The sequence below is a fragment of the Streptomyces sp. NPDC002537 genome (assembly GCF_053594975.1).
In genome coordinates this window covers 1-20,353 of the sequence record NZ_JBSFWT010000115.1, presented here as the reverse complement: position 1 = coordinate 20,353, position 20,353 = coordinate 1, and the positions used below count along the sequence as shown (strand labels likewise).

Below are 20,353 nucleotides of genomic sequence, written 5' to 3'. Positions count from 1 at the left end.
CGCCGCTGGAGACGGGGTTTTGGCTGCTGAAGCCTTCACAGCTGAGCGGGGGTACCTGGGCGGACGCGAAGGAAGGCGGCGAGTGGTTCGGGACTGCTTCGCTTTACGTCCCGAACCACCCCTGCGCGTCCCGGCCCCTCCCGTCACCCATGTATTTCAGCCCGTCCGGCGTTTGAGGACAGCGCGCGGAGCGTGCTTCGGGGTCTGGGGCGGAGCCCCAGTTCGGGAAGGGGCGGGGCTGGGGAAAGAGAAACCTCGGCCTAGCCGATTCCCTGGCGGTCCGGCTGCAACGCGAAATCCCGGTCGGCCGGTTCCGGGACCGTGCGTTCGACCGCTTGCCGCAGCAGCACGCGATGCCGCCGCAACGGCGAGCGCCGCCCTTCCGGGGCCAGAGCCGACAAGTCGTCCAGCGCCGCCATCAACCGCCGGGTCACCTGCGGAGCCCCCGTGGCGCAGTGGCGGATCTCGGCGAAGCCCAGGTCGACGAGGTCGGTCCAGCCGGGCAGGTCCTGCACCAGCCGTACCGCGCCCTGCCGGTCGCGGTGCTGGAGCGCGCCGAGTGGCCGGTCGGCGACCACGGCCAGGATCTGCACGATGCGGTCCAGGCACTGGACGGCCGTCGTCGGGTCGTTGACGGCGGGGGACAGGGCCCGCTGCGCGATGTCGGACAGTTGCCGCAGTCCGAACCCCAGGTCCTGGTGGAAGGTCCGCTCCACCCCGACCGAGACGGTGTAGCGCAGCGCCCGCGAAGGCGGCGGGCCGCCGCCGTGCACGGCGAGCAGCGGCGTCCCCGGCACCACGAAGTCCCCGATCCGCGGGATCAGCCGCAGTACCACCCCGTACCGCCGCGCCACCCGCACCAGCCGGGCGATGTTCACGTCCCGCAGCACCCCGCCCCGCCCCCGGTGCGCGACGGTGGCGACGGCCGGGGCGAGCTCCGGGGCCTCGGCGCCCGCCGCGCCGTGCTTGTCCAGCACCCGGAACGACTCCCGGGCGATGTGGTCGATGACGTGGCTGACCCGCATCAGCCGGATCGTGGAGTTCACATAGGCGACGAACAGCGCCAGGCTCACCAGCACCATCAGCACACAGGCGACGCTGGAGATGATCGGCACCGTCTGCACGGTGCGCGGGTCGGTGTCCCCCTGGTACGAGGCCTGCACCAGCAGCGCGAACAGGAACGTCGCCAGGAACCAGGCGAAGGTGCACTTGGTGATCCGGCTCCGCACGTAGAGCCGCACGACGCGGGGCGAGAACTGCCCGCTGGCCATCTGGAGCGCGACCAGGCTGATGGAGAACACCACACCGATGAAGGTCAGCATCGCGGACCCGACGGTGGTGATGATCGTCTTGGTGTCGTCGGCGAGGTCGATCAGGCCAGAGACGGTGGTGTAGTCACCGTCCGCCTGCAGTGCCTCGATCAGCAGCCCGTCGAGGACGAGGGAGACCCCGGCCAGCACCGCCGCCCCCGTCAGCCCCACGGCCGGGGCGAACCAGAAGGTGTCCCGCAGGTGTTCCCGCAACGGCGACAGCGGCCGGGGCCTGCGCCGCGGCACCGCACTGGTCATTGCCCCGTTTTGTCCAGTCTTGGCCATAAATGGAGCTTATGGCCCGCATAGGTACCCAGGTAAACGGCACTCCGAAACCTTGGTATTGTTATCCATGTCGCCGCGGGGAACACCCCGCAGAGACAAACACCCGGTCCGGGTGGCGGAATGGCAGACGCGCTAGCTTGAGGTGCTAGTGCCCTTTATCGGGCGTGGGGGTTCAAGTCCCCCCTCGGACACCAGAGGAAACCCCAGCATTTGCTGGGGTTTTTCTGTGTTTGGGAGGCGGTTGCGACCACGGCGTGACCAGCGGCGTGACCAACGGCAGCCCTTCACAGATATCCCCTTTTGGCCGGAGTCGGTACCTTTGTGACTCCGGCAGCAGCCGCTTCGCTGCGCTCCCAGAGATCCACGAGGCATGAACGTTCGTACCGACAGCAGCATCAACGGTGACGGTTCCACCGATGTGACCCGCCGCCCCGTCCGGGTGGGCGTGCTCGTCACCGCCCTCCTCACGGCCTGTATCGCCTTCCAGCTCAACGCGAGCATGCTCAGCCCCGCGCTGAAGAGCATCGAGGACAGCCTCGGTGCGAGCTCCGCCGAGATCGGTCTCACCCAGACCGCGTTCTTCACCTCGGCCGCACTGTTCTCGCTCTTCCTGCCGCGCCTCGGCGACGTCATCGGCCGCCGCAAGGTCCTGGCCGGGATGCTCGCCCTCATGGCCGTCGGCTGCGTCATCGCCGCGCTGGCGACGAGCGTGCCCATGCTGTTCGTCGGCCGCGTCGTCCAGGGCGCGTCCGGCCCGGTCGTCCCGCTGTGCCTGATCATGCTGCGGCAGGAGGTCACCGAGCCCAAGAAGTACGGCACCCTCCTCGGCGTGATCACCGCCGTCAACGGCGGCATCGCCGGCGTCGACTCCCTCGCGGGCGGCTACCTCGCCGACAACCACGGCTTCGGGTCCGTCTTCTGGGCCATGGCCGTCGTCGCCGTGATCGCCACGGCCCTCGTCGCCACCCTCACCCCCGAGACCAAGGTCCCGGATGCGAGCCGCATGGACTGGCCCGGCGTCGGCCTGCTGGTCGTCTCGGTCGGCTCGCTGCTCATCGCCCTCAACGAGGCGGGCAAGCTCGGCGCCGCGAACTGGACGTTCGTCGGCGTCCTCACGGTCGTCTCCGCCGTCGCCTTCGCCCTGTTCTGGCGCACCGAGGACCGCAGCCACCACCCCCTGGTCGCCACCCGGCACCTGCGGCAGCGCTCCACGTGGGCGACCCTGCTGACCACCGTGCTCACCATGACCGGCGTGTTCGCCGTCATGAACGGCCTGATCCCCGCGTTCGCCCAGGACGCCAAGGCCGGGCTCGGCATGACCGCCGAACAGTCCGCCTGGTGGACCCTCACGCCGTACGCGCTCGCCGGCCTCGCCATGGGCCCGGTCGCCGGGCGCCTCGCCGCGACCTTCGGCTACGGCCGCGTCCTGCGCCTGGGCCTCGTCGGGGCCGTGGGTTCCGTCGTGCTGATGATCGTGACGATGCCCGCCCACTCGCGGCCGCTGCTGCTGCTCGCCTCCCTCCTCGTGGGCATCACCTACGCGGGTGTGGCGAACATCGTCCTCAACGGGCTCGGCATCGTCCTGTCCCCCAGCGAGAACCCGGGCTTCCTCCCCGGGCTCAACGCGGGCGCCTTCAACCTCGGCGCCGGACTCAGCTTCGCCGTGCTGTACGCGGTGAAGACCGCGATGGCGCCCTCGGACCCGGCGTCGTCGGCCGGCTACACCTCCGGCATGATCGCCGGAGTCGTGATCCTGGCCGCGGCCATCGCGACGTCCTTCCTCATCCCGAAGCCGGTGGCCGCCGAAGCGCACGCCTGACCCGGCCCCGACCCGACCCCCGCGGGGGCTGCCCCCGTGGCAGCCCCCGCGGAGTCGTACGGAGTCATGTCGCGGGCCATGTCGCGTACCCGCGCATGCCGTACAGCAGCGGCGCCGGGCGCGGTTCCGGCACCGTCCCCGTACGGACGACCTCGCCCAGGACGATCGTGTGGTCGCCCGCCTCGGTGAGCCTCGTCACCCTGCACTCCGCCACCGTGTGGGCGTCCTCCGGGAGGAGGGGCAGCCCCGTGCCGGGCGACGGCCGCCAGGGGATCTTGTCGAAGCGGCCCGCGTCCCGGGTGGCGAACGCCTCCGCGGCGCGGCGGCCCGCCCCGTGCAGCAGGTTCAGCGCGAACCGGCCGTGCTCGGCGAGCACCGGCAGGGTGCTGCCCGTGGTCGACGCGCAGACCAGGAGCAGCGGCGGGTCGAGCGAGACGCCGCACCAGGCGGTGCACGCGAAACCGTACGGATTCCCGGTCCCGTCCCGTGTGGTGACCACCGCCACCCCGCTGGGATGGGAGGCCATCAGGGCGCGGAAGCTGTCGGGATCCACCAGGGCGAGGCCCTGGCAGTACGCGGTGGTCATGGCGGTTTCCTCTCGGCAGTGACGGTCATGACGTCGTCCCCGGGGCCCGGGGAGCGGTGCCGGCCGCTCTCGTGACGGCGACGCTCGCGGCGCACAGCGCCGTGACCACCCCCGCGAACACGCACGCGGCGGTCATCAGCGTCCCCTCGGCCAGCAGCACGGCCACACCGACGACCGGCAGGGTCAGCCCCAGATACGCGGCGACGAAGTAACTGGAGACCAGCTCGGACATCCGGCCGGGCGGCGCCTGGGCGGCCACCAGGGCCAGGCCGGACTTGAAGGACGTGCCCGCGCCCGCGCCGCCCAGCACCGAGCCGCACAGGAACAGCGGCAGCGACGCCGCGGACAGCCCCGCGACCAGGAGGGCGAGCCCGAGCGGCACGGCGGCCATGCCCGCCGTCAGGCCGGTGCGCGGCGGCAGCCGCACCGCGAGGAGCTGCGCCGCCCCCGCCGACCCGAAGGCGCTGAACGCCACCAGCCCGACGGCCAGATGACTGTGGTCGTGCAGGCCCTGGACGAGGAAGTTCCCCGCCAGCGACGCCAGCAGGCCGAGCAGCGCGAACGACGCGAACACCGCGACCGCGGCCGCCGCGAAGGTACGCCGCGCGGCCGCCGGGACGCTCAGCCGCTGCGGCCGCACCCGGCCCCCGCGCGGCGCGACCGGCTCGGGCAGCACCGCCAGCGCCGCGCCCGGCAGCAGCAGGGCGGCCAGCACCGCGTACGGGACGACGGTGGGCGAGGGCGCGTACTCCACCAGCAGGCCGGACAGCAGCGAACCGCCGCCCAGCCCGGCCATGTTGGTGACCGAGGCGATCAGGGCCGCCCGCGGCCGGTCGGGATGCAGCTCCCCCAGATAGGCGGTGGCCGCGCCCGTGGTCAGCCCCACCGAGACGCCCGACAGCACCCGCCCCGCGAACAGCCCCGGCAGCGTCGGGAAGGCGAGGAAGACCCCACAGCTCACCCCGGCCACCAGCAGCGCCGGGGCGAGCGTGGCCCGCCGTCCGATCTGGTCCGAGAGCCCCCCGAACAGCAGCAGCGCGACGAGGATGCCCACCGCGTAGGCCGCGAAGACCAGGGCGACCACCGGCGGCGACAGGTGCAGCCGCTGCGCGTACACGGCGTAGACGGGTGTGGGCACGGTGCCGCCCGCCATCACCGCGAACAGCGCGTAGGTCACGGCGGGGACGGCGGCCCGCGGCACCGCCGCGGGCCTCGGCGCGGCAGGGGCGGGCGCCGCCTGCCGTGGTCGGACGGCGCTCACCAGTCGAAGGCCGTCGCGTCGTACAGGTTCACCCCGAGGGCCGCCTTGCCGAGGTACTCCAGGCACTCCTCCGGCTTGGCGGGCATGACGGACGCGAAGGACGCCTCCCGCAACAGCCGCTCCAGCGGCCGCGAGCGGCTCACCGCGGCCGATCCGCAGATCCGCACGGCGTCCTGGGCGAGCGCCGGGCCGACCTCGCTCACGACGTACTTCGCGGCGTGCACCGCGGCGTTGGCCTCGACCGTCCCCCGCCGCCGGTCGATCAGGGCGCCCGCCTCGTGGACCAGCGCGCGGGCGGCGCCCAGCCGCGCGCACATCCTGCCGAGCTCCCGCCGCAGCACCGGCGAGGCGGCCCGCTCGGGCGAGGCGGCCACGTGGTCGGTGGTGAAGCGGAGGACGGCCTCGGCGATCCCCAGATAGGCGCCGGTGTAACCGGAGATCATCCAATGGGGCTCGCGCACCAGCTTGTACATCGACATCCCCTCGACCCCGAGGAAGAGCCGGGAGCGCGGCACCCGCACCGCGTCGAGGACCATGCCCGCCGTGCTGGTGCCGTACATCGCGGACAGGCTGTGCACCTCGCCGAAGCGGACGCCCGGGTCGTCGGCGGCCACCACGAAGTGCGAGACCTCGCCGCTGCCCTCGGTCCCCTCGGCGCGGGCCGCGACCACGTAGTAGTCGGCCACGCCCGCGAGGGAGACGAAGGACTTCTCACCGGTGAGGACGTAGCCCCGGCCGTCGGGCGAGGTCCGGTAGGACGTCCGCACCCCGCGCAGCTTGGCACCGCTCCCGGCCTCGGAGGTCGCGGAGGCGAACAGCTTCCGGCCGTGTATCACCTCGTCGTACAGCCAGGACCGGAAGGCGTCCGCGGCGGGCGGCAGTTGGGTGCCGGCCGATTCGCACAGCGAACCGATGGCGACGTTGTGCATGTTGAAGCCGAGCGCGGCCGCGCCGTTGTGGGCGCCCAGCACGGCCAGTACACGGGAGTAGTCGGCGAAGCCGAGGCCCGCCCCGCCCGCCGCGCGGGGCACGAGCAGCCCCAGCAGGCCGGCGTCCCGCAGGACGCGGTACGCCTCGTGCCCCGTGGCGCGCCCGGCGTCCACATCGGCGGCCAGCGGCGCGAGGGCCGCGCCGGTCTTCTCGGCGAGGTTCAGCAGGTCTTCGACATCGGTGGGCAGGGTGGGTGAAGACGGCAGAGACATGGCCATCAGGGGCCTTTCGGGAGTCAGTTCTCGACGGGAAGGCCGAACTCTCGGGCGACGCCGACGCGCAGCAGGTCGTTGGGACCGGCGTACGTGAGGGCGGCCATGGGGCTGTGCAGGTCGGCGGGGAGCTCGGAGTCGGCGATGAAGGCCCGTACGCCGGACAGCGCGGTGGCGTGCCCGGTCAGCCGGACGTAGTCCTCCGAGACGGAGATCTTGGTGAGCGCGGCCTCGGCGGACAGCCGCCGGGTGGGCGTCCCCGCGTCGAGCCGTGCCGCCATGGCGTACAGCAGGGCGCGGGAGCGGTGCAGGGCCAGCGCCATGTCGCTGACGCGGGCGGCCACTTGGTGGCTGGCGCCCATGCTGCGGCCGAAGTGCTCGCGCCCGGCCGCCCACGCGGTGACGCGCGCGAGCGTGCGCCGCATCGGGCCGAGGGCGTAGCCGAGCAGCAGGGCCCGCTCCCAGGTGGTGGTGGAGGAGAGGAGGGCCAGGCCGGAACCCTCCGCGCCGATCCGCCGGTCCGCGGACAGCCGGACGTCCGTGAAGGCCAGCTCGCCCATGGGCACGCCCGGCAGCGCGGTCTTGGCGAAGGCGTCGGCACGGGTCACCCCCGGGGTGCCGACCGGGAACAGGAAGGCGGACAGGGCGAACGGGGAGCGGCGCTCCTCGGTACGGGCGAAGACGAGGGCCAGGTCGGCCACCGGCGCCGCGGTGATGAAGGTCTTGGCACCGTTCAGCACATAGCCGTCGCCGTCGCGGCGGGCGCGGGTGTCCATCGACAGCGGGTCGCTGCCGCCCCGGCGCTCGGTCAGCGCGTGGCACAGCAGGACCCGTCCGTCCTGGAGGCGGTCGAGGGACCGCCGGGCGTCCTGGGGGAGCGCGGCGCGCAGGGGGTACTGCATGCCGAACACCTGGGACGCCAGGGCGTAGACGACCCCGGGGTCGACGCCCGCGAGGCCGATGCCCTCGATCATGGCCAGGGAGCGGGTGACGGGCCCGGGACCCGCCGTCGGCTCCGGCGGGTCGAGGCGCAGCACCCCGAGCCCGGCCAGTGCCTCCCACTGGTCGCGGAAGCCCTTGCCCGTCAACTGCTCGGCGAGCGGCAGGGCCAGGTCATGGAATTCGCTCACCACGGCCTCGGTCGCGGCGGGCCCGGAGCGCAGCAGGTGGTCCGTGGCGGCGGTCATCGCGCGGCACCCGCCCCGATGCCTTCGAGGACGGCCCACAGGGCCTTCGGGCTGCGGAAGTTGGCCGCGACGATCTCCGTGTCCGGCAGGGTGAGCCCGGCCTCGGTGTCGAGGGCGGTGACGATCTGCATGATGGTGAGCGAGTCGAGCAGGCCCTGCTCGAGCAGCGGGGTGTCGGGCCGGAGCTGCCCGGGGTCCTCCCCCCGACCCCAGGTGATCTTGCTGCTGATCAGGGTGCAGAGATCTTCCACGGTGCGCATGTGCGGTCTCCTTCTGTGGGGTTCAGGCGGTGGTGGCAGTGACGGCGGTGGCAGCGGTGGTGGCGCTGGCGAGCGCGCGGCGGTCGACCTTGCCACGGGCGTTGACGGGCAGCGCGTCGGTGACGATCACGCGGTCGGGCAGCATGCGCAGCGGCAGCACGGCGCGCAGCCCGGCCAGGAGGTCCGCTTCGGCGGCGCCGGCATGGACGTACGCCCAGATCTCGCCGTGGTGCGCACCGTCCTTGGCGACGACCGCGGCGGCGGCGACCCCGGGCAGACCGAGGACGGCGCTCTCGACGTCGAGCAGGTCGATGCGGTGGCCGCGCCGTTTGACCTGGGAGTCGGCGCGGCCGCGGAGGAAGATCCGGCCGTCCGCGGCGATCCGGCCGATGTCACCGGTGGCGTACGCGCGGCGGGCGACGCCGTCACGGAAGACGACGGTGCGGGTGGGGTCGACGAGCTCCCCGTCCTGGAGGTAGCCCTGGAAGACGGTGGCTCCGGCGACATGGATCTCGCCCTGCCCGTCGGTGGGTCCGCCGTCCTCGTCGAGGACGTCGACGACGTCGCCCTCGACGGCCCGGCCGATGGTGATCTCCTGGTCGGCGGTCCAGTCGGCGGGCACCCGGCTGTAGGTGCAGACATTGGTCTCGGTGGGCCCGTAGAGGTTGTAGAAGGGCACGTCGCCGAGGATGCCGAGGTAGCGCTCCAGCGGGCGCGGGGCGAAGGGCTCGCCCGCGAAGGCGGCGACGCGCAGCGCGGCCGGGAAGTGCTCGGCGATGCCGCCCTGTTCGAGCATGCCCTGGTAGAGCGAGGGCACCGCGTAGAAGGCGGTGATCCCCTGCTCGGTGAGCCAGCCGACGACGTCGCGGGGGAAGGCCCGCAGCACGTCCGGCATCAGGACCGCGCAGGCCCCCGCGGCGGCCGTGCCGAACAGGTCGAAGGTCGTGAGGTCGAAGGTGAGCGCCGCCTGCGAGCCGACCCGGTCGGTCTCGGTCAGCCCGAGCTCCGCGGCGGCCCACAGGGCGAAGTGGGCGACGTTGGCGTGGGAGAGCAGCACGCCCTTGGGCCTGCCGGTGCTGCCGGAGGTGAACAGAATGTAGCCGCCGTCGTTTGTCGGGGCCGGAAATGGGTGCGGTTTCGCTGCCGCTGGGGTTGTACGGATCCAATTGAGGCCGTGGTCCAGCGTGCCCTCCGTTGCCGCGGGGCTCCGCCCCGGACCCCGGTCCTCAAACTCCCCCAGACTCCGTCCGGGAGGTGCCCCCAGGCGGGCTGGATTTTGTGCAGGTCGATCTTCGGGTTCCAGCACCTCCTCCGCCACCTTGCGGCAAGCCGTCAGTGCGCGGTCAGAGGTGAGGAGGACGGAGATTCCCGCGCCGCGCACCATGTGCGCGGTCCGTACCGGCGGGTCCGCCACGTCGAGCGGGGCCACGACCGCCCCGGCCCGCAGGCCCGCGTAGATGCCGAGGACCGCGGCCGTCCCCTTGGGGGCGTGGACGCCCACCCGGTCGCCGGGTGTCACTCCGACGGCGGCCAGTCGGCGCGCCAACGTGTTGGCGGCGTCGTCCAGTTCGGCGTACGTCCAGGTACGGCCCTCGGCGGTCAGGGCGGGGCGGCCGGGGTGGCGGCGGGCGGAGGAGGTGAGCAGGGCGTCCAGGCGGATGTCGGCGGTGTCGCTCATGAGCGGGTCTCCTGGTGCGGCACGAGTGCGGTGAGGAAGGCATGCACGGCGTCGATCACGTCGTCGGTCCGTTCCAGGTGCGGGGTGTGGCCGCAGTCGGCCGGTTCCAGGCGCCGTACGGGCCCGGCCAGGACGCGCTCCGCCGCGTCGAGGTGGGCCGCGGTGCCGTACTGGTCGCGGTCGCCCTGGACGAGGAGCACGGGGGCGGTGACGCCGGTGAGTTCGGGCTCGATGGTCCAGTCGCGGAACTCCGGGGAGAGCCACACCTCGCTCCAGCCCTGGAAGACGGCCCGCGGGTCCTGGTGGTAGAAGGCCAGCTCCCGGGCCAGCGGGCCGGACACGAAGGAGGCGCGGGCCGCCTCGACGCCCCGCAGGGTCCGGTCCTCGGCGAAGAGGTGGGGGGCCATCGCGACGGCCGCCTCGACGGGGTGCGCGGCCGCGTGCAGCAGGGCGATCGAGGCGCCGTCGCTGTGGCCGACGAGCACGGGCCGGCGGATGCCGAGCCGGTCGAGGAGCTCGGGCAGCACCTCGTACGCCTCCTCGTGCAGGTAGCGGGGGGAACGGGGCAGCCGGGCCGGGCCCGAACCGCCGTAACCGTGACGGGAGAAGACCAGCGCGCGGCGCCCGGTGGCCGCCGCCAGCCGCGCCGGAAAGCGCCGCCACATGGCGATGCAGCCGAGTCCTTCATGGAGAAGGACCAGAGGAGCCGATTCGGGATCGCCGCCGAGGACCGTGTATTCGACAGGGCCTCGCGACAACTCGATGGTGGACATCCGATGTCCTCGCTGTGAGTGCCGGACGGGAAGGGAACGGGAACGCCGGCCGTGGGCGGACCAGATACTTGCTGACGGCAATGACGCAGTCAACTGCTTTCGGGTTGCCGGGAGTTGAGAACTCATGGATGCCGGACCGCGGTAAACCGCGCAAGCTGCGGAATGTGAAATTCCCACCGCGGTGGGGTGTGGCGTACCGGTCCGCGGGCGTTCCCCGGGGTGTACGGGAAGGGGGAATCGGCCCCTCCGTGATCATCCGCCAAATCCCCTGGAACACGCTCCAGTTGCCGGGAGTTCAGGCATTCGCGCGCGGAGCGTGAAGCCGCCCGGTCTATCGGGAACCCCCGGGCGAGGAGCCTCGCCCCAGCCGTAAATCGGTGGTCGTACAAGGCTCTTGACGGCTATAATGGGTGCCGGCGGGTGCGTTGAATCGCGGCCTTATAACACGGTCCCATCGCATTACCTCGCGGACCGAATGGGTCCGCCCCCTCCGGACCGCCGGTCCCACCCGGCTCCTCCCCGCGCTCCCGGCCGGGTCGTCCGCCCCATTGAGCACGGACCCCCTCCACCCCGACAATCAGGGCAATGGGGGAGGGGATGTCATGAACGACTTCCAGGACGCCGTGATCGTCGGGGGCGGTCCCACCGGCCTCGCGCTGGCCATCGCGCTGCGCCAGTACGGGGTCGGCGTGACCGTCGTCGAGAAGGAGCCCCGCACCAAACGCGAGCCCCGCGCGAGCGTGATCTGGCAGCGCGCCCTGGAGGTCCTGCACGACCTCGGCTGCGCCGACCGGTTCCTGGCGAAGGGCCTGCTCCTGAGCCAGGGCGAGATGTACGTCCGCGGGCGGCGCATCGGACGGCACGGCATCGTCGCGCCCGGCACCGCCTTCCCCCGGCCGCTGTCCATCGAACAGGACAGCATGGAGCCCCTGCTGGAGGAGCGGCTGCGGGAGCTCGGCACCGGCATCCACTGGGACACCGAGGCCCTGGCCGTCCGCACCCGGGGCGACGGCGCCGAGGTCGACGTCCGCGGGCCCGACGGGAAGGAACGGACCCTCGACTGCCGCTGGGTCGTGGGCTGCGAGGGCTCCCACAGCCTCGTGCGCAGGACGCTCGGCGTCGCCTTCGAGGGCGAGCGCCGCCCCGACCTCCAGTCCGTGCAGATGAACGCCGAGGTCGACTGGAAGTACGGCGACGCCCTCGACACCACCCGCATCTTCGTCGAACACGGCCTGTGCCTCATCGCCTCCCCCCGGCCCGGCGGCGGCTACCGCCTCTTCTGCTTCCTGCGGGACCCCGACCCGCGCGTCACGGCACCGCCCGCCCCCGACGAGATGCGCGCCCTCGTCGCCCGCTGCGCCCACGACCCCGACCTGCACCTGGTGCCCACCGACCCGCCGTGGGCCACCCGGGCCCGCTTCCACGACCGCGTCGCCGCCACGCTGCGCGTCGGCCCGGCCCTGCTGGTGGGCGACAGCGCCCACCTGTGGGCCCCGGTCGGCGGGCACGGCCTCAACACCGGGCTGCGCGGCGCCCACAACCTCGGCTGGAAACTCGCCGCCGTGCACCACGGCTGGGCGGACGCCGCGCTCCTCGACACCTACTCCACCGAGCAGCGCCGCACCGCACAGCAGGTCCTGCGGGACATGCGCCACAACATCCTGGAACTCCCCGCCTCGCTGCCCACCCTCGCCGTGCTGCGCACCCTCGGCCCGGTCGTGCTGGCGAGCGACCGGATGAACCGGCGCGGACGGGACATCCTCAGCGACTTCGTCAGGGACCACCGCACCAGCGCCCTGTCCCTCGACAGCGGCGGCCGCGGCCCGCTCCGCGCGGGCGACCGGCTGCCCGACCACCCCGTCGTCCAGGGCGGCCGGCGCCGCCGGCTGCACGAACTCCTCTCGTACGGCCGCTGGACGCTCCTGGTGACCCCGGAGGGCGGCGACGCGATGGGGCTGCGGCGGGTGGCCGACCGGTACTCCGCGCCGGTGGAGGTCTTCCACGTACGGTCCGTGCCGGACGGCAGGAGCCGGGGGCTGCCGTCCGGCACGCTGTTGCTCGTCCGGCCGGACGGCCACATCGGGCTGCGGGCGCGCTCGGACGACGTGCGGACGCTGGACGCCTACCTCGGCCGTTGGTTCACCCGCGGGTGAACCAACGGGTGAACCGACGGGTCACGCCCTGACCACCATCCGTCCGGGGCCGTGGAAGACCAGGTCGTCCGCGTACCGGACCTCCTCGACGGACAGCCCCGGCAGGGCGGAGAACAGGGCCGCCAGCCCGAGCTCCGCCTCCGCACGGGCCAGCGGGGCGCCCACGCAGTAGTGGACGCCCAGCCCGAAACCGCAGTGCCGCCCGGCGTCCCGCCGCAGGTCCAGCCGGTCGGGATCGGGGAAGCGCGCCGGGTCGCGGTTCGCCGATCCCAGCACCAGGGTCACCCGGCTGCCGCGTGGCACGCGGTGCCCGCCGATCTCGTCGTCCACGCCCGCCCGGCGCGTGATCATCTGCACGGGCGGGTCGTAGCGGATCAACTCCTCGACGGCGTACGGCATCGGCACCCGCCCGGCCCGCAGGTCCGCGAGCTCCCCGGGGTGGTCCAGCAGCGCGAGCACCCCCTTGGACAGCAGGTTCGTGGTCGTCTCGTGACCCGCCGTCAGCAGGTGGACGCACGTGCCGACCAGGGTGTCGTCGTCCGCCCCCGGCCTGGCGTGCGCGAGCATGGCCGCGATCAGATCCTCCCCGTCCCGCCCCGCGCGCCGCCGCGCCAGCTCGGCGCGGAAGTACGCGTCGAGCTCCCCGGCCGCCGCCTCCGCCACCGCGTAACCGTCGGCCCGGCGGCCGGCCCGGGCGCTGGTGGCCTGCTGGAGATCCAGCGCGCGGGCCCGGAACCACGCGCGGTCCCCGCCCGGCACGCCCAGCAGTTCACTGATGACGAGGACGGGCAGCGGCGCCGCGAACTCCTCGACGAGATCGCCCCCGCCGTCCCCCGCCAGCGCGGCGGCCAGCCCCGTCGCGAGCTCCGCGATGCGCGGCCGCAGGGCGGCGACGATGCGCGGGGTGAAACTCTTCGCCACCAGCGCGCGGACCCGGCCGTGCTCGGGCGGGTCCATGAAGACCATCCAGCGCGCGACGGTCCGCCTCAAGTGTGGGCAGTCCGCCGGGATCCGGCCGGGGAGCGGGCCGCGCACGTACTCCCGGCGGCCGGACAGCACCCGCTCCACATCGGCGTGGCGGAAGAGATACCAGGAGCCGTCCGCCGCCCGATGGACCGGATCGGTCTCCCGGTAGTGCCGGTACAGGGGATAAGGGTCCGGCAGGTGGACATCGGCCGTACGGAACGTCATCACCCACCGCCCTGTGTCTTGACTGTCAAAACCCTTTGCTTGAGCGGGTGTCGAGACGCGCGCCCGGCCGGATGGCCGCCGTCGCGTACGGAGACGTACGGCCGGTGCGGGCGCCCGGTACCCGTCGGTGCGTAGGGGTGGCCCGCCCCCGGCGGGACGCGTGGACCGGCGGGCGCGCACCTGGGGTCACCCGGCCGTGGTCCCGCCGGCGGACGCCCGCGGCCGGGCGGCGGCCGCAGTCCGCGGCAGCGGCCGCCGACCGCGGTCAGTGGGTCCCTCTCGTACGGAAGCCCGGTCACCGTGCCCCCTCCCGGCGGAAGAACTCCGCGTAGAACTGCATCATTTCGGGTACTTGCGCCGGTATTGCGGCGCTCCGGCGCGCCGCAACGGCCAGGTGCTCGAAGCGCAGCGCGAGCGAACGGCGTGCCACATCGGGGCGGGGTTGGCGCGTGGGCGGGGTCTCCAGCTCGAAGGACGGGCCCGCCGTCCGGCCGCGCCGCCCCGACTCCATGGTGACCAGCAGCTCCGCCAGCGGGCGCATCACTCCGGTCATCACGTCGATCGAGGCGTTCATCAGTTTCGAGCGGCGCAGACTCCCGTCGGGGCTCTCGCCGAAGTGCTGCGCCATCAGCTGGAGCATCAGGTGGTACGAGCGGTTGAAGATCCGCAGCACCTCCCGGGCCTCCGGGTCGGTGACCGTGGTCTTCGTGCCGTCCCCGGTGCCCAGGGTCGGGTTGCGCAGCGCCGGGTAGGCCGGGCTCCACGGCAGCAGCCGGCCGTACGGGCCCTCCGTCCGCTCGGTGGTCAGCATCTCGCCGATCCGCAGGAACGTGCGGAAGTGGGACTCCTCCGGCGGCCGGTCCGGGCCCATGACGCCGCCCTCGCCCTGCTCGGTGACGAGGTCCACGGCGAACAGCGCGCTGGACAGGTCGTCGACCTCCAACTGGTAGTCGGGATGGGTCGCTTCCACCGACGCGCGCAGGAAGAGGTGGTGTTCGCCCCCGCCGCGCCCCTTCTCCACCAGGAACAGGCCGGGCACTCGCCGCAGCCCCTCGCGGATGCCCGCGTAGAGCTCGCTCACCGAGCCCCAGGTGAACCCGGGCGGCGCCGGTGCCGGAGCGCCGCCGTCCGCCCGCCGTACGTCCGGGACGAGCCCGGCGGGCTGCTCGATCGCGATGAACCGCTGCACGCTGCCGATGCCGAGGGGCTCCAGCGCGAAGTCGAGCGGCACCGGCAGCAGGGAGTTGACCGTCCCGAAGTCGACGACCGGCACGTGGAACGGCTCGCCCAGCGCCGTGATGATGTTGTTGACCAGCAGGAAGTGGATCATTTCCTCGCGGGCCACGGTCAGCAGGCGGCCGCGGATCCCGTCGTCCGCCGTCTCCCCGCCCCGGCCGCACGCCAGCTCCAACTGCCGCTCGGTCCACAGCCCGCGCCGCACCAGCTCCCGGCCCGCACCGTGGGCGGGCACGGAGAACGCCGCGTACAAGTACTGGAGCATCACCGCCAGTTCCAGCTCGGCCGCCTGCTTGAGCACGGACCACAGCTCCCCGCGGGTGCGGATGCCGGGCCGTTCCCGGGCGGCCGCCGGGACGAACACCGGCGGCCGCGGCCGTTCCTGCCGGTTGCGCAGATAGGCCAGCAGCAGCCGCGCCTTGGCGTCCGTCAGGTCGCGGGTCGGCGGCATGTAGTACGTCCTGCCCTTGTTGCGCGGGTCGCACATCTGCCAGATCAGCTCGGCGTAGGTGTCCACCTTGCAGCGGTCGGCGAGGCTGAACACCTCGGACTTCATGAACGTGGACGTGTGCTCGTAGTAGGCGAAGACCTCCCGGTGCAGCAGGGCGAAGTCCACCTCCGCCGCGGGCACGCCGTCCAGGTGCCAGTCGTCCGGCAGCACGCGCACGGCCAGCGCGCCGGCCCCCGCCCAGAAGCCGAGCGCGTCCTCGTCGTCGTACGCGGCCCACGCCGAGCCCGGCGCGGCGGGGTCGGCGTCCGGGAGCCCGTCGGGGCCGTCGGAGAGTCCGGCGGAGAGCAGTACCCGGCAGGTGCCCGCCCGCTCGCCGCGCAGGGTGAGCAGGCCGTGGCCGCGGGAATCGGTCTCCACGGCGCACTCCTCCGCGTACGCGCCCTCCGCGCGCATCCCGAGCAGGACCGCGTCCCCGCAACGGGCCCCGGGGGAGCCCGCCACCGTGTCGCCCGGCAGCGCGCGGGGATTGAAGTACTGCCGCACGCGCACCGTCCCGGCGCTCGCCGGGCGGCCGCGCACGTACGACCGCAGGGGGACGCCGACGGCGTGGTCGAGGCCGCGGTCGCGGTCACGGTGGTGGAGGACGACGAACGCCTCGTCGCTCTGGATGTTGACCTCCCGCTCGGCCAGCAGCGTCACCCGCGGCCCGCCGGGCAGCCGCCCGGTCAGCCGGAGCGCCTCGTCCTCCGCCGCCCGCCAGCCCGGTTCCGCGGGCACGGTGACGATCCCCGAGGTCGCGTCGCCCGGATACGCCCCGGCGGGCACCCGGGCGACGAGCCGGTCCGTCCCCACGGTGCGCAGCTCCAGGTCGCCGGCGTCCAGCGGGGGCCCGAGCCGGTGCAGCGGTCCGGGGCCCGCGCGCTCCGCCCGGACGGTGACGGGGACGGCGGACACCATGTCGAACACGGCCTTCCCGGCGGCCACTTCCACCGTGAGGTGGTGCAGCACCCGGGCCGTGGGGACGAGCAGCCGTCCGGCGGGATACGTCCGCAGCTCGTGGGCGTACCAGGGCGCGACCGTGCCGCGGACCCGCCAGTGGCTCGGCAGGTCGGGCGCCACCGGCGTGGACATGTTGTCCAGCGCGAAGCGGACGACGATCCCGTCGGCGCCGCCGTCCACCGCCGCGCGCAGGGCGCCGACGGCGGGGGAGATCCCCGCGTCCGGCAGCCACTCCAGCCCCTCGTCCCGCGCGATCGCGAACTGGTGCACCGCGCAGTAGCGCAGCTGCGGCGCCAGGACGTGGTCGCCCACGTCCAGGACGTGCCCGAAGTCGGCCCAGCGCGGCGGCTGCACCCCGCCGACGGAGCCGGTGAGGAGATAGCCGTCGTCGTGCGAGCGCCCCAGACGGCCCAGCGAGAACCGGCCCGTCATCAGCGCCGTGGTCCACCGGGACGCGGGATCGAGGTCGAAGATCCGGGCCCGGTTGACGGTGGTGCGCAGGTACGGGTTGTAGTGGCCCCACACGTCGACGCTGCGGCCGACGGCCGGATCGCCGGTGGCCGTGTCGACGAACCGCCCGTCCGGGCCCTCCACGGCGACGACCCGCGCGTCCATCCAGAAGTGCCCGTTGCCGTCGAAGTTCCAGCCCTTCGCCACGCTGAACTCGCCCTCCGGAGACGGCCGTCCGTCCGGGCCGAAGCGCGGGCCGAGCCGTTCCAGATACGCGTGGTACTCGGCGGCAGGGCGGTCCGCGGGGAACGGCCCCTCGTCGGTCAGCGCCCGCAGGGTGGCCAGGTCGATCCGTCCGCAGCGCGGCCCGGTCGGCAGCTTCGTCGTCGCCGTGCCCGCGAAGTGCAGCCTCGGCAGGTCGAACACGCTCATCGGGGCACCTCCACGGGCTCCCGCCGCGGCGCGGGGCGGCACGTCGGCTCGTACGCGACGAGTTCGGCCACGGCCTGCTGCGCGGACTCGATCGCCCCCTCGATCCACGCGGGCGCCGTCGAACAGTGCTCGCCCGCGAAGAAGAGGCGGTGCGCCGGGCGCGCCGCGCGCAGCCGCTCCTCCTCGCAGGCGGCCGCGTTCTTGCCCCAGCGGGTGGCGCAGCCGCCGCTCCACGGCGAGTCCCCCCAGACCGCGCTCACCGCGTCCAGCACCATGCCGGGGCGCAGCAGTTCGGGGTGGAGCTCCGCCAGCTCCTTGACGACCATGCGGTGGCGCTCGTCGTCGGACAGCCGCCCGAGCCGGTCCGCCTCGTCGCCGATGGTGTAGCTGGCCAGCAGCGCGGCCCCGAGCTCCGGGTTCCCTTCCACGGGCGGGTAGTAGGTCTGCCGGATGGCGCCCCCGGTGAAGGAGGCCCCGCCGGTGATGCCCTCGCGCTGCCAGAACGGCTCCCGGCAGTGCAGGGCCACCTTGGTCGCCGGGCAGTAGACCACCTCCCGCAGGACCGCGAGCTTGTCGGCGTCCACCCCGGTCAGCCGGATGCGCCGCAGGGCGGGGAAGGGCACCGTGCAGACGACGAAGTCGCTGGGCCGGACCAGCACCCGGTCGCCGGCGCGCACATGGACGAGCACGTCGTGGTCGCGGACGTCGATCCGTATTACCTCGCGGCCGCAGATCACCGGCGAGCCGATGCCGCGCGCCAGCCGCCGGGGCAGCTGGTCCATGCCGTCCCGGAGCCGGAGCAGGGACGGGCCGGTCTCGGTGAGGATGTCGTCGAGGAAGCCGTTGAGCCTGCCGCTGCACCCGGCGCGGATGCCGGGGTGCGCGGCGAACAGCGCGTGCAGGTCGATCCGGCCGCCGCCGCCCGCGCCGCGCTGCCGGGGCTCGTCGCCTTGGAGCGGGGCCATCTCCTCGACCAGGTCGAGGAGCCTGCGGCGCAGGTCCGCACGGAGTTCCTCGCGCAGATCCGGCGGGGCGACGGCGTCGACGACCGCGGTGAGCCAGGCGCCGAAGGCGATGGTGCCCTCGTCGAAATCGCGGTGCCGGTCCGGAAATCCGGAACCGCGCCATTCCCATTCCCATTCCCGCCGGAAGTTCTCGCACAATGTCGGGGACGCGTCACGGACGCGCACAAAACCGCTGTCGGTCGTGAGGAACGCGTTCTCCTCCGAGAACAGGGTGGTGAATCCGCACACCTTGTCGCCGAGCCGCAGGCGCTCGATGTATTCCAGCGTGCGCCGGTGGTGGTCCGGGACGCGCATCGCGCCCAGTTCCACCGCCGGTGCGCCCGGTCCCGGACCGAAACGGTGGGTGCGGACGCGGCCGCCGACCCTGTTGTCCCCCTCGAATACCGTGACGTCGAACCGGAGCCTTTCCAGTTCGTATGCCGCCACCAGCCCGGCCATCCCGGCGCCTATGACGGTGACTTGACGAGACATTTCCGAACCCCCCGAATTCGCTGCGCTTACGCCCCTGAGGGTTCAACCGACCGTACGGATTTTCAACGGGTTTTCCGGACAGTGCCCCCGTGTGAGAAATAAATGTAAATAATATTTATTGGGGGTCGAGGCGGGGCTGAGGTGGGGACGGATGGCGGTCTCGGGGGTTCCCCTACGTGCGGCCGCGGCGCCGTACTCCATCTGTAGTACCCCTCAGTCCGTACTCAGGTACGACGACGTGGCCGCCGTGCCGGGGCATGGTGGAGACATGAAGGGCTTTGGGACGGACCGGCGAGGGGCGAGGTGAACTCGCTCGGGATCTCGGTGCTGTTGTGTCTGGTGTCCGCCGCCTGCTACGGGGCCGCGGCCATCGTCCAGGAGCGTGTCGCCGCCACCGGTGAGGGCAATCCGCTGCGCCGTCCGGGCTGGTGGGGAGCGGTGGGGCTGACCGGGGTGGGGGCCGTGCTGCATGTACTGGCCCTGGCCTACGGCCCGTTGAGCCTGGTGCAGCCGCTGGGCGCGCTGACCATCGTCTTCGCCCTGCCGATGGCCGCGGTGTTCTTCCGCAGACCCGTGGGCGCCGTCGGCTGGCGCGGCGCGCTGCTGGCCACGGGAGGGCTGGTGGCGCTGCTGGCGCTGACCGGGCCGCCGCGCACCGAGACCCTCGACGGGGCCGTGCGCCCCGTCCTCGCCGCGATCGGGCTGGGCGCCGTGGCCGTGCCGGCCGTCGCCGCGCGCTGGGTGCGCAGACCGGTCGTCCGGGGGGTGGTGCTGGCCTCCGCGGCCGGTGCCGCCTTCGGCCTGGCCTCCGTCTTCACCAAGGCCGCCGCCGAGGACTGGTCCTCGCACGAGACGCACTCCCTGCCGACCGTCCTGGTCGCCGTGGTGCTGTTCGCCTCGACCGGCCTCCTGCTGTCCCAGGCCTCCTACCGCGGCGCGGGCCTCGCGGCCCCGCTGGCCACGCTGACCGTCATCAATCCCGCGGTGGCCGCCGCCATAGGCATCACCGTGCTGGGCGAGGGCTTCCGCTACGGCTCGGTGGGCGGCGCGCTCGCCGGCCTGGCCGGGGCGGTCGCCGCGAGCGGGGTGATCACGCTGACGGCCCGGGGCGGGGCGGATCCGACTGGCGTCGGTGAGACCGGTCCGACTCCTGCCGCGGGTCGAGTACCGGCCGCTCGAACACGGGGCCGCTGCCTCGTGGGCGCGCGCTCCCGCCCCTTCCCGTAACCGGGGCTCCGCAACACGGCTTCGCCGCGTTGTCCTCAAACTCCCCCAGCTACCTCCCCCAGACTCCGTCCGGGGGGACCCCCAGGAGGTGCCCCCAGGACGGGCTGAATTTCGCGGACCGCGGCAGCGAAACCGCGGCCCGCAGGCTCAAGGCCACGTCCCGCACATCCAGCCCGTCCGGCGTTTGAGGACGTGCCCGCAGGTGGCGAACCGGTCCGCCCGTGGCAGTGAGCCTGCGGCCCGCAGGCTGCGGACAACGCCTGCACATCCAGCCCGTCCGGCGTTTGAGGACGTGCCCGCAGGTGGCGAACCGGTCCGCCCGTGGCAGTGAGCCTGCGGCCCGCAGGCTGCGGACAA

14 protein-coding genes and 1 tRNA gene are annotated in these 20,353 nt (G+C 73.3%); 4 read left to right on the top strand and 11 right to left on the bottom strand.

Annotation, left to right across the window (positions count from 1 at the left end):
- Positions 1–260 precede the first annotated feature (260 nt).
- Positions 261–1,568, bottom strand: coding sequence for a DUF2254 domain-containing protein (locus ACWD4A_RS32305; RefSeq protein ID WP_451199533.1), 1,308 nt, complete (start codon positions 1,566–1,568; stop codon positions 261–263).
- A 133-nt stretch (positions 1,569–1,701) separates the two neighbouring features.
- On the opposite strand from ACWD4A_RS32305, the gene ACWD4A_RS32300 reads away from it, so the two are divergent.
- Both ACWD4A_RS32300 and uriT read left to right on the top strand, forming a co-directional pair.
- Positions 1,702–1,789 (top strand) — tRNA-Leu (locus ACWD4A_RS32300).
- Positions 1,790–1,965: 176 nt separating this feature from the next.
- Entirely contained in the window at positions 1,966–3,414 is a 1,449-nt protein-coding gene (gene uriT, locus ACWD4A_RS32295; protein WP_451199532.1) for a uridine transporter UriT, read from the top strand.
- Between the two features lie 64 nt (positions 3,415–3,478).
- Here uriT and ACWD4A_RS32290 read toward each other — a convergent pair whose 3' ends face one another.
- From ACWD4A_RS32290 to ACWD4A_RS32260, 7 genes are read right to left on the bottom strand one after another with little or no spacing between them, the layout of a single operon-like run.
- Positions 3,479–4,000, bottom strand: a complete 522-nt coding sequence (locus ACWD4A_RS32290) for a flavin reductase family protein (RefSeq protein ID WP_451199531.1) — start codon at positions 3,998–4,000, stop codon at positions 3,479–3,481.
- A gap of 25 nt (positions 4,001–4,025) precedes the next feature.
- Positions 4,026–5,261, bottom strand: a complete 1,236-nt coding sequence (locus ACWD4A_RS32285; protein WP_451199529.1) for an MFS transporter — start codon at positions 5,259–5,261, stop codon at positions 4,026–4,028.
- Positions 5,258–6,463: an acyl-CoA dehydrogenase family protein gene (locus tag ACWD4A_RS32280; RefSeq protein WP_451199528.1), complete on the bottom strand. Its 1,206-nt coding sequence runs from the start codon at positions 6,461–6,463 to the stop codon at positions 5,258–5,260. The genes ACWD4A_RS32285 and ACWD4A_RS32280 overlap by 4 nt, the downstream gene beginning before the upstream one ends.
- Positions 6,464–6,486: 23 nt before the next feature.
- The gene (locus ACWD4A_RS32275) at positions 6,487–7,650 is read right to left on the bottom strand and encodes an acyl-CoA dehydrogenase family protein (RefSeq protein ID WP_451199526.1); all 1,164 of its coding nucleotides are present in this window, start codon (positions 7,648–7,650) and stop codon (positions 6,487–6,489) included.
- Positions 7,647–7,910 (bottom strand): acyl carrier protein, encoded by a 264-nt coding sequence (locus ACWD4A_RS32270; protein WP_451199525.1) that lies wholly within the window; start codon positions 7,908–7,910, stop codon positions 7,647–7,649. Before ACWD4A_RS32270 ends, ACWD4A_RS32275 begins: the two co-directional genes overlap by 4 nt.
- Before the next feature lie 22 nt (positions 7,911–7,932).
- Positions 7,933–9,588: an AMP-binding protein gene (locus tag ACWD4A_RS32265; RefSeq protein WP_451199524.1), complete on the bottom strand. Its 1,656-nt coding sequence runs from the start codon at positions 9,586–9,588 to the stop codon at positions 7,933–7,935.
- Positions 9,585–10,361, bottom strand: a complete 777-nt coding sequence (locus ACWD4A_RS32260; RefSeq protein ID WP_451199523.1) for an alpha/beta fold hydrolase — start codon at positions 10,359–10,361, stop codon at positions 9,585–9,587. Before ACWD4A_RS32260 ends, ACWD4A_RS32265 begins: the two co-directional genes overlap by 4 nt.
- A gap of 602 nt (positions 10,362–10,963) precedes the next feature.
- Between ACWD4A_RS32260 and ACWD4A_RS32255 the strand changes: the two genes are divergently transcribed.
- Positions 10,964–12,514: an FAD-dependent monooxygenase gene (locus ACWD4A_RS32255; protein ID WP_451199521.1), complete on the top strand. Its 1,551-nt coding sequence runs from the start codon at positions 10,964–10,966 to the stop codon at positions 12,512–12,514.
- A gap of 21 nt (positions 12,515–12,535) precedes the next feature.
- Here ACWD4A_RS32255 and ACWD4A_RS32250 read toward each other — a convergent pair whose 3' ends face one another.
- The 3 genes from ACWD4A_RS32250 to ACWD4A_RS32240 all read right to left on the bottom strand — a co-directional run bounded on the left by ACWD4A_RS32250 (position 12,536) and on the right by ACWD4A_RS32240 (position 18,769).
- Positions 12,536–13,705, bottom strand: a complete 1,170-nt coding sequence (locus ACWD4A_RS32250; protein WP_451199520.1) for a cytochrome P450 — start codon at positions 13,703–13,705, stop codon at positions 12,536–12,538.
- Positions 13,706–14,000: 295 nt separating this feature from the next.
- Positions 14,001–17,273, bottom strand: a complete 3,273-nt coding sequence (locus tag ACWD4A_RS32245) for a ferritin-like domain-containing protein (RefSeq protein ID WP_451199519.1) — start codon at positions 17,271–17,273, stop codon at positions 14,001–14,003.
- Positions 17,270–18,769, bottom strand: coding sequence for a flavin monoamine oxidase family protein (locus tag ACWD4A_RS32240; RefSeq protein ID WP_451199518.1), 1,500 nt, complete (start codon positions 18,767–18,769; stop codon positions 17,270–17,272). The genes ACWD4A_RS32245 and ACWD4A_RS32240 overlap by 4 nt, the downstream gene beginning before the upstream one ends.
- 303 nt (positions 18,770–19,072) lie before the next feature.
- On the opposite strand from ACWD4A_RS32240, the gene ACWD4A_RS32235 reads away from it, so the two are divergent.
- Positions 19,073–19,996: a DMT family transporter gene (locus ACWD4A_RS32235; RefSeq protein ID WP_451199517.1), complete on the top strand. Its 924-nt coding sequence runs from the start codon at positions 19,073–19,075 to the stop codon at positions 19,994–19,996.
- Positions 19,997–20,353: the final 357 nt, after the last annotated feature.

Bases quoted from the DNA above. Each gene is read 5' to 3' on its own strand.
- uriT (WP_451199532.1), top strand. From the start codon at position 1,966: ATGAACGTTCGTACCGACAGCAGCATCAACGGTGACGGTTCCACCGAT.
- ACWD4A_RS32265 (WP_451199524.1), bottom strand. From the start codon at position 9,588: ATGAGCGACACCGCCGACATCCGCCTGGACGCCCTGCTCACCTCCTCC.
- ACWD4A_RS32245 (WP_451199519.1), bottom strand. From the start codon at position 17,273: ATGAGCGTGTTCGACCTGCCGAGGCTGCACTTCGCGGGCACGGCGACG.
- ACWD4A_RS32240 (WP_451199518.1), bottom strand. From the start codon at position 18,769: ATGTCTCGTCAAGTCACCGTCATAGGCGCCGGGATGGCCGGGCTGGTG.
- ACWD4A_RS32255 (WP_451199521.1), top strand. From the start codon at position 10,964: ATGAACGACTTCCAGGACGCCGTGATCGTCGGGGGCGGTCCCACCGGC.
- ACWD4A_RS32290 (WP_451199531.1), bottom strand. From the start codon at position 4,000: ATGACCACCGCGTACTGCCAGGGCCTCGCCCTGGTGGATCCCGACAGC.
- ACWD4A_RS32260 (WP_451199523.1), bottom strand. From the start codon at position 10,361: ATGTCCACCATCGAGTTGTCGCGAGGCCCTGTCGAATACACGGTCCTC.
- ACWD4A_RS32270 (WP_451199525.1), bottom strand. From the start codon at position 7,910: ATGCGCACCGTGGAAGATCTCTGCACCCTGATCAGCAGCAAGATCACC.
- ACWD4A_RS32305 (WP_451199533.1), bottom strand. From the start codon at position 1,568: ATGACCAGTGCGGTGCCGCGGCGCAGGCCCCGGCCGCTGTCGCCGTTG.
- ACWD4A_RS32250 (WP_451199520.1), bottom strand. From the start codon at position 13,705: ATGACGTTCCGTACGGCCGATGTCCACCTGCCGGACCCTTATCCCCTG.
- ACWD4A_RS32275 (WP_451199526.1), bottom strand. From the start codon at position 7,650: ATGACCGCCGCCACGGACCACCTGCTGCGCTCCGGGCCCGCCGCGACC.
- ACWD4A_RS32280 (WP_451199528.1), bottom strand. From the start codon at position 6,463: ATGTCTCTGCCGTCTTCACCCACCCTGCCCACCGATGTCGAAGACCTG.